Source organism: Massilia sp. CFBP 13721, from assembly GCF_014842025.1.
Lineage (GTDB): Bacteria > Pseudomonadota > Gammaproteobacteria > Burkholderiales > Burkholderiaceae_D > Telluria.
In genome coordinates this window covers 85766-99090 of sequence record NZ_JACYUY010000002.1, presented here as the reverse complement: position 1 = coordinate 99090, position 13325 = coordinate 85766, and the positions used below count along the sequence as shown (strand labels likewise).

The 13325-nt window shown below is 64.6% G+C and carries 10 protein-coding genes and 1 tRNA gene; 2 read left to right on the top strand and 9 right to left on the bottom strand.

What is annotated here, in order from left to right; translation table 11 throughout:
• Positions 1–50: 50 nt before the first annotated feature.
• Positions 51–530, bottom strand: coding sequence for an ElaB/YgaM/YqjD family protein (locus IFT60_RS26405; protein ID WP_229510650.1), 480 nt, complete (start codon positions 528–530; stop codon positions 51–53).
• Between IFT60_RS26405 and IFT60_RS26400 the strand changes: the two genes are divergently transcribed.
• Complete coding sequence (locus tag IFT60_RS26400; RefSeq protein WP_229510649.1) at positions 529–852, top strand: hypothetical protein; 324 nt, start codon at positions 529–531, stop codon at positions 850–852. The genes IFT60_RS26405 and IFT60_RS26400 overlap by 2 nt on opposite strands.
• 576 nt (positions 853–1428) lie before the next feature.
• Here the strand turns inward: IFT60_RS26400 and IFT60_RS02060 are convergent.
• Positions 1429–2415: a Bug family tripartite tricarboxylate transporter substrate binding protein gene (locus tag IFT60_RS02060; RefSeq protein ID WP_192048980.1), complete on the bottom strand. Its 987-nt coding sequence runs from the start codon at positions 2413–2415 to the stop codon at positions 1429–1431.
• Between the two features lie 163 nt (positions 2416–2578).
• Here IFT60_RS02060 and IFT60_RS02055 point away from each other — a divergent pair, with 163 nt between their 5' ends.
• Positions 2579–3538 (top strand): LysR family transcriptional regulator, encoded by a 960-nt coding sequence (locus IFT60_RS02055; RefSeq protein ID WP_192048958.1) that lies wholly within the window; start codon positions 2579–2581, stop codon positions 3536–3538.
• Positions 3539–3752: 214 nt separating this feature from the next.
• On the opposite strand, the gene pyk is transcribed toward IFT60_RS02055, so the two are convergent.
• The 7 genes from pyk to pepN all read right to left on the bottom strand — a co-directional run bounded on the left by pyk (position 3753) and on the right by pepN (position 13317).
• The gene (gene pyk, locus IFT60_RS02050; RefSeq protein WP_192048956.1) at positions 3753–5174 is read right to left on the bottom strand and encodes a pyruvate kinase; all 1422 of its coding nucleotides are present in this window, start codon (positions 5172–5174) and stop codon (positions 3753–3755) included.
• On the bottom strand, positions 5164–6462 hold the full coding sequence (locus IFT60_RS02045) for a glycerate kinase type-2 family protein (protein ID WP_192048954.1): 1299 nt from the start codon (positions 6460–6462) through the stop codon (positions 5164–5166). The genes pyk and IFT60_RS02045 overlap by 11 nt, the downstream gene beginning before the upstream one ends.
• Positions 6463–6488: 26 nt before the next feature.
• Complete coding sequence (locus IFT60_RS02040) at positions 6489–7838, bottom strand: dicarboxylate/amino acid:cation symporter (protein WP_192048952.1); 1350 nt, start codon at positions 7836–7838, stop codon at positions 6489–6491.
• A 125-nt stretch (positions 7839–7963) separates the two neighbouring features.
• Positions 7964–9055: a tartrate dehydrogenase gene (locus IFT60_RS02035; RefSeq protein ID WP_192048950.1), complete on the bottom strand. Its 1092-nt coding sequence runs from the start codon at positions 9053–9055 to the stop codon at positions 7964–7966.
• A 395-nt stretch (positions 9056–9450) separates the two neighbouring features.
• Positions 9451–9526: transfer RNA gene (locus tag IFT60_RS02030), tRNA-Thr, on the bottom strand.
• 113 nt (positions 9527–9639) lie between these two features.
• Positions 9640–10641 (bottom strand): class 1 fructose-bisphosphatase, encoded by a 1002-nt coding sequence (locus IFT60_RS02025; RefSeq protein WP_192048948.1) that lies wholly within the window; start codon positions 10639–10641, stop codon positions 9640–9642.
• 30 nt (positions 10642–10671) lie between these two features.
• A complete protein-coding gene (gene pepN, locus IFT60_RS02020) occupies positions 10672–13317 on the bottom strand; it encodes an aminopeptidase N (protein WP_192048946.1) in 2646 nt (881 codons plus the stop codon).
• Positions 13318–13325: the final 8 nt, after the last annotated feature.

The following is a 13325-nucleotide window of genomic DNA, read 5'->3' as shown; positions in this document are numbered from 1 at the left end:
CGCCCGGCCGGGCTTTGTGCCGGCCGGGTACGTCGGTGAAACGCTACCGATCAGTAGTCGTCACGGCGGCGGCTGCTGCCACCAAGCAGTTTGGCCAGGATGTAGCCGGCGCCGAGGGCGATTGCCACGGCGGTGCCTGGCTTGTTGCGCACGTATTCGCGACCCGAGTCAGCCAGTTGCTGGTAGGTGTCGGTCACTTGTGCGGAACGGTCGCTGAACTGGGTCGATGCACCGCTGAGCAGGCCGCTCAGCTTGTCGACGCCGGCGTGGGCCGAGCTCACGACGCGCTCGACGATTGGCTGGGCTGCCTCGGCGGCCTTGTCGATCGTCTTGTGCAGTTCGTCAGGCTTGACCGATGCCAGCACGCCGGCTGCGGTCGACGACGACGACGACGAATCGCCGCTCGAACCAGCGCTGGCGCCGCTCGAACCGCCCTGGGCGCCCGACGACGACGAACCGCCGGTCGAACCGGTCGAACCCGTAACAGGCGAGCTGCCCAGTGCGCCGGTGCCCGACGATGCACCACCCATGGCGCCCGACGAACCTGCCGACGACGAACCGCCGCTGACCGAACCCGTGCCGGCCGTGCCCGACAGCGACGAGCTGCTCGACGAACCGGTGGACGGCGAACCCGATGCCGACGAACCGCTCGCGCCGCTCGACGAACCGCTCAGGCCGCCGCTGCTGCCGGCGCCGCTCGAACCCATGCTGCCGGTCGAACCGCTTGCCGGACTGGCGCTCGACGATGCGCCGCCCGACATGCTGCCGGACGAACCTGCGCTGGCCTGCGAACCGGTCGACGAACCGGCGGTCGGCGAACCGGTAGTGCTCTTGTTCAGGTTGCTCGACTGATCCTTGCCAATGCTGCTGCCTTGCTTGCTAGCATCAACGCCTTTTCCCTCGCTCGACTTCTGATTATCCATGACTTTTGTCCTTATAAAATGTAGACCAACGCGGAGTAGACCGGTGCCCGACCCTCACCACATTCTTCCTCGATTCCGTTCGAAACAAAACGGAGGCGCGAAAATGAACTGCGCTACATCAATGGATCGGTTGATACCATGCTCTCGGTCAACGAGTTAAATCGACGACCTCGAACAAGCTCAAAAGTTCCTTCAACCAGCCACGTCACTTTCGCATCCCGTTTTGCAAGCGTACGCCGATCCGGCGTACCGCACGATTGCAGCGGTCGGGCTACCTCGTGCGATACAAAAAATATAACGAATAGGCCCGCTGGACCGTGCGTTGACTAACAGAACCGGCGGGATCAATGCCGATCAGGGGAAAATAGGTGCGGAAGCGCGCCTGTTCGGCACTATTTCGATGAATGGAGGAAATTAAAACGGTCGAGCAGAAACAAGCCAAAACAGAATGCAGCATCTATAGAGACAAAAAGAAAAGGCCCGGCGGAAACCGGGCCGGTTCTCGTTATTCGACGGCGACCTTCGCCGCCTTGACCACCTTGGCATAGCGCTCGGTATCGGTCCTGATCTGGCTGGCCATCTGCGCCGTGCTGTTACCGATCGGTATGGCGCCGAGTTCGTCCATGCGCTTGCGGAAGTCCGGCGCATTCACGATCTTCACGATTTCCGCGTTCAGGCGTGCCACCACCTCTTTCGGGGCCGCGGCCGGCGCCAGCACGCCGAACCAGGTGCCCTGGTCGAAGCCTTTCAGGCCCGCTTCGTCGAGCGTCGGCACGTCGGGCAGCGCCGCCGAACGCGCGATCGTGGTCACCGCCAGCGCGCGCAGCTTGCCTGCGCGGATGTGCGACAGCACCGGCGTCACGGTGTCGAAGGACATGTCGATCTGGCCGCCCAGCAGGTCGATCGTCAGCGGCCCGCTGCCTTTATAGGGCACGTGCATGATGTCGACGCCGCTGGCGATGCCGAACTGGGCGCCGATCAGGTGCTGGCCGGTGCCGTTGCCGTTCGATCCGAAGGTGAGTTTGCCGGGGCTCTTCTTTGCCAGGGCGATCAGTTCAGCAACGTTCTTGGCTGGCACGTTCGCATTCACGACCAGCACGTTCGGCACCAGCGCCACCGTCGTCACCGGCGCGAAGTCGCGCTGGAAATCGTAGGGCAGCTTCTTATATACACTGCTGGCGATCGTGTGGTGGACCGCGCCCAGCAGCAGCGTGTGGCCGTCCGGCTTGGCCTTGGCAACGTAGTCGGCGCCGATGGTGGCGCCGGCGCCCGGCTTGTTTTCGACGATCACTGGCTTGCCCAGGCTCTTCGACAACGCCTGGCCGAGCGAGCGTGCGATCGCATCGGTCGTGCCGCCGGTGGCGAACGGGACCACGATGGTGATGTTCTTGGCGGGCCACGCTTGCGCCATGGCTGCCGTTCCGTATGCGCATAGAACTGCCGCCGCGGCGGCTCCGATGATGCGCTTGTGATGCAGGGCTTGCTGTCGCATGCTTGTCTCCTGATAGCGATATTGTCGAGGATGGGTCCTGCGCGCTAAGGGCTTGGCTGGCTGCCGTGCGCGTTTTTTAGTCACCGTGCCAGGAGCGAATATACGGCTTGCGTGAGTTAAAACATGGCGCTAAAGTTGAACCATTATCAAGTTTGAGTCAACAATGTCGACTCCCGTCAATGCCCATTCCGAGATGGCGTTTTTCAGCCTGCTGGTGCGCGCCGGCACCCTCTCGGCCGCCGCGCGCGAGATGAACGTCACCACCGCCGGCGTCAGCAAGCGCCTGAGCCAGATGGAGGCCCGTCTCGGCGCGCGCCTGCTGCACCGGACCACGCGCCGCATCGGACTGACGGCCGAAGGCGAGATGTACCTGGCGCAGTCGCGCCGCATCCTGGCCGACATCGAAGACATGGAACAGATGATCCAGAGCGCCGGCACCGCGCCCAAGGGCCTGTTGCGGGTGAACGCGACCCTCGGCTTCGGCCGCAGCCATATCGCGCCGCTGATCTCGGCCTTCCATAAGCGCTATCCGGACGTGGATGTCCAGTTGCAGCTGACGGTCAATCCGCCCTCGCTGATCGAGGACGCCTGCGATGTCTGGATCAGGTTCGGCGAACCGCCGGATACGCGCGTGATCGCGAAACGGATCGCCTCGAACCGGCGCCTGATCGTCGCTTCGCCGGCCTACCTGGAACAGCATGGCACGCCGCGCGTGCCGAACGACCTCGGCCAGCACAGCTGCATCGGCATCCGCCAGGGAGAAGAAGGCTACGGGATCTGGCATTTAAAATCGGGCCAGAAGACCGAGACGGTCAAGGTGCGCGGGTCGCTCAGCACCAACGACGGCGAGATCGCCGTCAACTGGGCATTGGAGGGACACGGCCTGATCATGCGCGCCGAATGGGACGTGGCGAAGTACCTGCAAAGCGGCCGCCTGCGCCAGGTGCTTCCGAACTGGTCGACGCCGCCGGCAGATATCTACGCCGTCTATCCCTACCAGTTGCAGACCGCGGCGCGCGTGCGCAGCTTCGTCGACTTCGTGGCGCAGGCGTTTTCGTCGGCGACGCCGATGGGGCAGGAGGTGGCGCGCTGGCCGTCGAGCGAAACAGGCGGGAGCGCCTGACTTTCCGTAGGGTAGGCACTCGTGCCCACGCGGTCGTACCGTCGCGTGCCGCACACTCATTGCGACGGTATGAGTATGCATACCGCGACCCGGCAATCAACCGCCGCCGATTTCCGGGAATGTTGCGGGATTCAACTGTACGACCGCGTGGGCACAAGTGCCCACCCTACGGTACGCCACTGCTAGCGGCTCTTGCCTGGCTGTTGGTGTGCCATTATCCGTTGATCCGGGCGATATGCAGCAGGTTGGTATTCCCAGCCGCTCCGAACGGCATGCCGGCGGCGATCACGATCGTCTGGCCCGCCGCGGCCAGTCCCTCGCGCAGCGCGGCGGTGCAGGCGAATTCCGTCATCTCGGCAACAGTGGCCACGTCGTGGGTCAGCACCGCGTGCACGCCCCACACCAGCGCCAGGCTGCGCGCGGTGGCAAGCCGCGGCGTCATGCCGACGATCGGCGCCAGCGGGCGCTCGCGCGCCAGGCGCAGCGCGGAGTAGCCGGAGCTGGTGTAGGCCACGGCGGCGGCGACGTCGAGCAGGTGCGCCACGTTGCGCATGGCCAGCCCGATCGCGTCGGCGATGTCGGCGCGCGCCGGACTCTGGCTCGCCTTCAGGCTCTCGGCGTAATACGGGTCCGATTCGGTCTGGACGATGATGTTGTTCATCATGGTGACCGCCTCCAGCGGGTACTTGCCGGACGCCGATTCGGCCGACAGCATGACCGCGTCGACGCCGTCGTAGATGGCGGTGGCCACGTCCGACGCTTCGGCGCGGGTCGGCACCGGCGCCGTGACCATCGATTCGAGCATCTGGGTGGCGACGATGACGGGCTTGCCGAGGCGGCGGCAGGTGCGCACGATGCGCTTCTGGATCGCCGGCACCTGCTCGGCCGGCATCTCGACGCCGAGGTCGCCGCGCGCCACCATGACCGCGTCCGCGGCTTCGACGATCGCTTCCAACTGCTTGACCGCGGCCGGCTTTTCCAGCTTGGCGACGATGCCGGCGCGGCCCTGCACGATGGCGCGGATCTCGTGGATGTCCTCGGCGCGCTGCACGAACGACAGTGCGATCCAGTCGACGCCGAGCGTCAAGCCAAAGGCGAGGTCGGCGCGGTCCTTGTCCGTCATCGCCGACAGCGGCAGCACCACGCCGGGGACGTTCACCCCTTTGCGGTCCGACAGCATGCCGCCATTGACGACGACGGTGTCGGCATGTTCTGGCGAGAAGCGTTCGACCCGCAATTCGATGCGTCCGTCGTCGAGCAGCAGCCGGGCGCCGGGTTCGAGCGCGGCGAAGATTTCCGGATGCGGCAGCGCGACGCGGGTGTGGTCGCCCGCCTGGCCGCGGTCCAGGTCGAGGCGGAAGGCGGCGCCTGTCTCCAGCATGACTTTACCTTCGGCGAAGGTGCCGATGCGCAGCTTCGGTCCTTGCAGGTCGAGCAGGATGCCGATCGGGCGGCCTAAAGAGCGTTCGAGCGCGCGCAGGATGTCGTGGCGCCGCTTGTGGTCGTCGTGGGTGCCGTGGCTGAAGTTCAGGCGGAACACGTCGGCGCCGGCGCGGAACATGGCCTCGAGGGTGGCGCTGTCGGTGCTGGCCGGGCCGACGGTAGCGACGATTTTGGCCTTGCGGTTACGATGCATGAGAGGACTCCGTGGATACTGGCGCTCCGATCAGGATAGCGCGGAAATCGTTGACGTTGGTGAGCGTCGGACCGGTCACGACCGCGTCGCCAAGCGCGCCGAAAAAGCCGTGGCCATCGTTGCGGTCGAGGCTGGCCTGCGGCCGCAGCCCCTGGGCGAAGGCGCGCGCCAGGCTGTCGGGCGAAAAGTACGCGCCGGCGATTTCTTCCTGGCCGTCGACGCCGTCGGTGTCACCGGCCAGTCCGTGGAGGCCGGGCTGCCCGCGCAAGGCGATCGCCGCGGCCAGCAGGAATTCGACGTTGCGCCCGCCCCTGCCGTCGCCGCGCAGCGTCACCGTGGTTTCGCCGCCGGAGAGCAGGATGCAGGGCGCGCTGAAGGGTTCACCGTGGCGGGCGACGGACAGCGCCACGCCGGCCATCACCTTGCCGACCTCGCGCGCCTCACCCTCCAGGCTGTCGCCCAGGATATGGGTGGCGAAGCCGGCGGCGCGCGCCACCTGGGCGGCGGCTTCCAGCGCGATGCGCGGCGCGGCCACCATCCGAATTTCGTGGCCAGCCAGGCGCGGGTCGCCCGGCTTGACCGATTCGCCCGCGCCGCTTTCCAGTACCTCTCTCACGTTCGGCGCCAGGTCGATGCCGTAGCGGCGCACGATGTCGAGCGCGTCGGCGCAGGTGCTGGCATCGGCCACGGTCGGGCCGGAGGCGATGTCGGCCGGGTCGTCGCCGGGCACGTCGGAAATCAAGAGCGTCACGACGCGCGCCGGATGGCAGGCTGCCGCCAGGCGCCCGCCCTTGATGGCCGACAGGTGACGGCGCACGCAGTTCATCTCGCCGATGCTGGCGCCCGAAGCCAGCAAGGCGCGGTTGACGGCCTGCTTGTCGGCCAGCGTGATGCCGGGCAGCGGCAAGGGCAGCAGCGCGGAGCCGCCGCCGGAAATCAGGCACAGCACGGTATCGTCGGCGCTCAAGCCACTGACCAGTTCCAGCATGCGCCGGGCCGCGGCCTCTCCGGCCTGGTCGGGTACCGGGTGCGCCGCTTCCACGATCTCGATCTGCCGGCAGGGCACCGCGTAGCCATAGCGCGTGACGACCAGCCCTTCCAGCTTGCCCTGCCAGTTGTCCTCGACCGCCCTTGCCATTTCCGCCGACGCCTTGCCGGCGCCGATGACGACCAGGCGCCCGGCCGGCGGCGCCGGCAGGTGCGGCGGCACGCACAAGGCCGGCTGGGCCGCCGCGATGGCGGTCCGGAACAGCTTTTCCAGCAGTGCGCGCTCAGGTTGCAGGTCCATGTTCGCCTCCATTAACATCGGCGCGTTCATGCCGACAGCCTGTGCTGCAGCGCCGGTTCCGGCATCAGGTCGGCCGTTGGTTCCGGCGTCTCGTAGATCGACTCCGTTTCGCGGTAGACGTCGTTGCCGTCGAGGATATGCTGCATGCGCTCGCGGTCGACGGCGCCGACCCAGCGCGCGATCGCCATGGTGCCGACCGCATTGCCGATGGTGTTGGTGATCGCCCGCGCTTCGGACATGAAGCGGTCGACGCCGAGCAGCAGCACCATCCCCTCCACCGGGATCTTGCCCATCGTCGCCAGGGTGGCGGCCAGGGTGATGAAGCCGGAACCGGTGACGCCGGCCGAGCCCTTCGAAGTCACCATCAGGACGCCCAGCACCACCAACTGGTCAAGCAGCGACAGGGGCGTGTTCGTGGCCTGGGCGATGAAGATGGCGGCCATCGTGTAGTAGATGCACTGGCCGTCGGGATTGAAGGTGACGCCGGAAGGAATCACCAGCCCGACCACCGGCTTCGACACGCCCACGTGCTCGAGTTTGCGCATCAGTTGCGGCACCACCGATTCCGAAGAGCTGGTGCCGAGCACCGTAAAGATCTCGTCCTTGATATAGCGGAGGAACTTCCACAGGCTGAAGCCGGAGATGCGTGCGATCGACCCCAGCACGACGAACACGAACATGACGCAGGTGAGGTACATGCAGGCCATCAGCTGACCCAGCGACATCAGGGAACCCAGGCCGTATTTGCCGACGGTGAAGGCGATCGCGCCAAAGGCGGCGATCGGGGCGATGCGCATGACCATGCCGACCACGACGAACATGCCGTTGCTGAAGGCCTCCAGCACGTCGACGATCGGCTTGGCGCGCTTGCCCATGTGCGACAGGGCGATGCCGAAGAAGGTGGCGAACACCAGGATCTGCAGGATGTCGTTCTTGGCCAGCGCGTCGACGATGCTGGTCGGGACCATGTTCAGCAGGAAGTCGACGAAGCCGGTCGACTTGGCCGCCTGCGCCGTGTAGTTGGCAATGCTGCCGGTGTCGAGGCTGGCGACGTCGATGTTCATGCCGACGCCGGGTTTGAAGACATTCACCACCACCAGCCCGAGCAGCAGGGCAAAGGTCGACAGGACTTCGAAATAGATCAGGGCACGGGCGCCGACGCGACCCAGCTCCTTCATGCTTTCCATCTTGGCGATGCCCAGCACGACCATCGCGAAGATGACCGGGGCGAACACCATTTTGATGAGGCGGATGAAGACGTCGCCGAGGGGTTTCAGGTCGGCGCCGACGGTCGGGTAGACATAGCCGAGCAGGCCGCCCGCCACCACGCCGATCAAGACCTGGACATACAGTTTTCCAAAGAAACGCTTAGACATGATGTCTCCTGTAGATGAGCTTTCCGGGACTCCCCTCCTGGACTCTGGCGGCCGGTAGGGGCGGAACTGGCGCAGGACGCCAAAAACAAAAAGGCGCCGTGGACGACGGCGCCGATCGGGCTCGGTCAGGCAGCTGCGCGCTGCTGCTGCCGGCTGCTCAGGAAGTCACAAACGGCCTGGGTGACTTGCACGGTGGTCGCCGTGCCGCCGAGGTCGCGGGTGTGCAGGGCCGGATTGGCGGTGACGCTTTCGATGGCCGCCATCACCTGCTGCGCGGCGGCGTGCTCGCCCAGGTGCTCGAGCAGCATGACGACCGACCAGAAGGTGCCGATCGGGTTGGCCAAACCTTTGCCCATGATGTCGAAGGCCGAGCCGTGGATCGGCTCGAACATCGACGGGTAGCGCCGCTCCGGATCGATGTTGCCGGTCGGGGCGATGCCCAGGCTACCGGCCAGCGCCGCGGCCAGGTCGGAAAGGATGTCGGCGTGCAGGTTGGTGGCGACGATGGTGTCGAGCGTGGCCGGACGGTTGACCATGCGCGCGGTGGCCGCGTCGACCAGCTCCTTGTCCCATGTCACGTCCGGGAATTCGCGCGAGACTTCCAGCGCGATCTCGTCCCACATCACCATCGCATGGCGCTGGGCGTTGCTCTTGGTGACGACAGTGAGCAGCTTGCGTGGCCGCGACTGCGCCAGTTTGAAGGCGAAGCGCAGGATGCGCTCGACGCCGACGCGCGTCATCATGCTGACGTCGGTCGCTGCTTCGATCGGATGGCCCTGGTGCACGCGCCCGCCGACGCCGGAATATTCGCCTTCCGAATTTTCGCGCACGATGACCCAGTTCAGGTCTTCCGGCGCGCAGCGTTTTAGGGGACCGTCAATGCCAGGCAGGATACGCGTCGGACGCACGTTGGCGTACTGGTCGAAACCCTGGCAGATTTTCAGGCGCAGGCCCCACAGGGTGATGTGGTCGGCGATGTCCGGGTCGCCGGCCGAGCCGAACAGGATCGCATCCTTGCCGCGCAATGCATCGAGGCCATCGGCCGGCATCATGACGCCGTGCTGACGGTAGTAGTCGCCGCCCCAGTCGAAGTTCTCGAAGCTGAACTGGAAAGCATTGCTTGACGCGGCCAGCGCCGCCAGCACTTCCTGCCCTGCCGGCACGACTTCCTTGCCGATGCCGTCGCCTGGGATGGTTGCGATGTTGTAGGTCTTCATGTTGCTGTCTCCGTCAGTGTTGGGTGGTGTGGTCGTGAGATCACTCTACCCGCTCCGGAAGACATACAAAGGGCTGGAAACTCAATCCATTCTTAACTGTGGATTAACAATGATGCTGTAGGGGCGTGTACGCCAAGCGGAGGGACGTAGGGTGGACGGCTCCCCCCCCGGAGCAAGCAGGCACGCCGCTTGTGCGCCGCCCACGCGTTCAACGACAGCCAGAGCAGTCGCGAAGTTTCATAAGCTGGTTGAACGCGTGGGCGGCGTTCAAGCCGCGAATCAATCAGACAGTCGGGTGGAGCCGTCCACCCTACGTCCCTCTGCTTAGGGCTATCGGAAATAAAAAAGGGTTACATGCCGAAGCATGCAACCCTTTTCTCTTACTGCTAAATTCTTGGTGCCGCTGGCCGGAATCGAACTGGCGACCTTCGCATTACGAATGCGCTGCTCTACCAACTGAGCTACAGCGGCTCTTAACCGGGCAAACCCGACGAAGAGCCGTATTCTAGCAAACAACCAGGCAAACTTGCTAGTCCCACTCGGCAATTTCTTGCCAATTGGCCAAAAAGCATCCGCCTTGGCGGTTATTCGGCGTGGTAGCGCGTCACGATCTCCACTTCTTCCTTCGAACCGAGGAAGACCGGCACACGCTGGTGCAGTTTATGCGGCGCGATCTCCATGATGCGCCCGGTGCCGTCGGTGGCGGCGCCGCCGGCCTGCTCGACGATCATCGCCATCGGGTTGGCTTCGTACATCAGGCGCAGCTTGCCCGGCTGGGACGGGTCGCGCATGTCGGCTGGGTACATGAAGACGCCGCCGCGGTTCAGGATGCGGTGCACATCGGCCACCATCGAGGCGATCCAGCGCATGTTGAAATCTTTTGCGCGCGGCCCGGTCTTACCGGCCAGCATTTCGTCGATGTAGCGCTGGACCGGCGGCTGCCAGTGGCGCTTGTTCGACATGTTGATCGCGAATTCCTTGGTCGTGGCCGGGATCTGGATGTTGCTCTGCGTGAGCACCCAGGAACCCTGCTCGCGGTCGAGCGTGAAGCAGTGCACGCCGTTACCCGTTGTCAGCACCAGCATGGTCTGCGGGCCGTATACGGCGTAGCCGGCGGCGACCTGGGCCGTGCCCGGCTGCAGGAAGGCCTGTTCGGTCGGCTCGCCCATGCCTTCCGGCGCCCTCAAGACCGAGAAGATGGTGCCGATCGAAACGTTGACGTCGATGTTCGACGAGCCGTCGAGCGGATCGAAGAGCAGCATGTACTCGCCCTTCGGATAGCGGTTCGGGATCGGGTGGATGCTTTCCATCTCTTCCGACGCCATCGCCGCCAGGTGGCCGCCCCACTCGTTCGCTTCCAGCAGGATTTCGTTGGAGATCACGTCCAGCTTCTTCTGTACTTCGCCCTGGATGTTTTCGGTGTCGGCACTGCCGAGGATGTCGCCCAGGGCGCCCTTGCTGACTTCATAGCTGATGCGCTTGCAGGCGCGCGCCACGACCTCGATCAGGAGGCGCAGTTCGGCCGGGATGGAATTGTGGAGGCGTTGTTGCTCCACCAGGTGTTGCGTGAGACTGACGCGTTTCATGACTTCCTTCGCTTGGATTGATAGTTCTAATTAGTTTGCCAGAGCCTTGCCGATAACTTCTCGGACATTGTTCGACAGGCGCTGCTGTCCTGCGACCTGTTGCAAGGCTTTTTTCATCTGCTCCTGCAGTTCCGGCGTGTAACGGCGCCAGCGGTCCATCGAGCGCGCCAGGCGGCTGGCCACTTGCGGGTTGAGCGCATCGAGGGTGATCACCTGCTCGGCCCAGAAGGCGTAGCCGCTGCCGTCCGGGGCGTGGAATTGCACCGGGTTGGCGGTGCAGAAGCTCGAGATGACGCTGCGCGCGCGGTTCGGGTTGCGCAGGTTGAACGCCTGGTGGCGCATCAGGCCGCGCACGGTCGGCACGTCGGTGAGCGGGTTCGCTGCCTGCATCGCGAACCATTTGTCGACGACGAGGGGTTCGTCCTCGAATTCGTCGTAGAAACGCTGCAGTGCCGCTTCCGCACCGGGCGCGCGCGCGTCGACCAGCGCGGCGAGCGCGGCGATACGGTCGGTCATGTTGTCCGCCGCGTCGAATTGTTGCTGGGCCAGCGCCAGCCCTTCTTCATCCCGTGCCGCCGCGAGATACGCCAGGCACAGGTTTTTCAGGGCGCGCTTGCCGGCCGACAGGGCGTCCGGGCTGTATTCGCCTGGCGTCTGGTTGGCCCGGTATTGCGCCAGCAATTCGGTGCGCAGGTAGGCGCCGATGTTGGCGCGCATGAACTGGCGCGCCAGATGGATCGACATCGGATTGACCACTTCGATCTGCTCGGCAACCATGCCCTCCGACGGCAGCAGCAATGCCTGTTCGCGGAAGGCGGGATCGAGCGACTCATCGAGCAGCATCTTGCCCAGCGCCACCAGGAAGGTGTCGTCCAGCAGCAGCGGCGCGCCGACGCCGGCTTCGCCGGTCAGTTTCAGCAGGCGTCCCATGGCTAATCTCTGGCCGGCTTCCCAGCGGTTGACGGCATCGCTGTCGTGGCTGAACAGGTGCAGCAGGTCGGCGTCGCCATAGTTGAAGTCGAGGATGACCGGCGCGGAGAAATTGCGCAGGATCGATGGCGTCGGCTGCGCGAGCACGTTCTCGAAGACGAAGCTCTGCTCGAATTCGGTCAGCTCCAGCACGGCGGTGGTGCCCTGCTCTGCACCGTCGATCGTCAAGGCGATGTCGTTACCGTCCGCATCCAGCAGGCCGACGGCGATCGGGATGTGGAACGGGAACTTGCTGGCCTGGCCCGGAGTCGGCGGGCAAGACTGGAAGAATGTCAGCGTGTAGGTTTTTTCGATCTCGTCGTAGCGGGTCTCGGCGCGCACGACCGGGGTGCCGGACTGGCTGTACCAGCGTTCGAAGCGGGTCAAATCGCGCCCGTTGGCGTCGGCCATGGCACACAGGAAATCGTCGCAGGTGACGGCCTGGCCGTCGTGGCGCTCGAAATACAAGTCCATGCCCTTCTTGAAACCGTCGCGGCCGAGCAGGGTTTGATACATGCGCACGACTTCTGCGCCCTTTTCGTACACGGTCACCGTATAAAAATTATTGATTTCGACAAAGGAGTCGGGGCGCACCGGGTGCGCCATCGGGCCGGCGTCTTCCGGGAACTGGGTTTGGCGCAAGGTACGCACCTGGTCGATGCGGCCGACCGCCCGTCCGCTGTCGGTGCCGATCATGTCGGCAGAGAATTCCTGGTCGCGGAACACGGTGAGGCCTTCTTTCAGCGACAGCTGGAACCAGTCGCGGCAGGTAACGCGGTTGCCGGTCCAGTTGTGGAAGTATTCGTGGCCGACCACCGCCTCGATGCCCTGGAAGTCGATGTCGGTCGCCACGCGCGGATTGGCCAGCACAAATTTCGTGTTGAAAATGTTCAAACCCTTGTTTTCCATCGCGCCCATGTTGAAGTCGCCCACGGCGACGATCATGAAGCGGTCCAGGTCGAGTTCGAGATCCCAGCGTTCCTCGTCCCAGCGGATGCCGTTTTTCAGGGCTTGCATCGCGTAGTCGGTCTTGTCCAGGTTGCCGTCTTCGACCCAGACTTGCAGCAGGGCGTCGCGACCATCTTTCAAGCGGAACGTTTCTTCCTGGCAGACCAGGCGTGCGGCGACCAGTGCGAACAGGTAGCTCGGCTTCTTGAACGGGTCTTCCCACTTGGCGTAGTGGCGGCCATCGCCGAGTTCGCCTTCTTCGACCAGGTTACCGTTCGACAGCAGCACCGGGTATTTTTCCTTGTCGGCGCGCAGCATGACGGTGAAGACGGCCATCACGTCCGGGCGGTCCGGGAAATACGTGATCGCGCGGAAGCCCTCGGCTTCGCACTGGGTATAAAAACTGCCGTTCGACGTGTACAGGCCGTTGAGCGTGGTGTTTTGCTCGGGCACGCAGATCGTTTCGATCTCGAGCGTGACTTCCTCGGGGGTATCGGGAATCGTCAGCTGGTGGCCCTCGATGCGATAGTCCTCCTCGCCCAGGGTGTTACCGTTCATGCGCAGCGCCACCAGTTCCAGGTTCTCGCCGTAGAGTTCGATTTCGCGCTGGGCGCTGTCCGGATTGCGCCGCATCGTCATCCGGTTGGCGACGATGGTACGGGCCGGATCGAGATCGAAGCCGAGTTCGACGGTGTCCACGAGGTAGCTGGGCGGGGTGTAATCTTTCCTGTAAATCGTCTGGGGCGTATCGGTGCGCATGGGGGAGG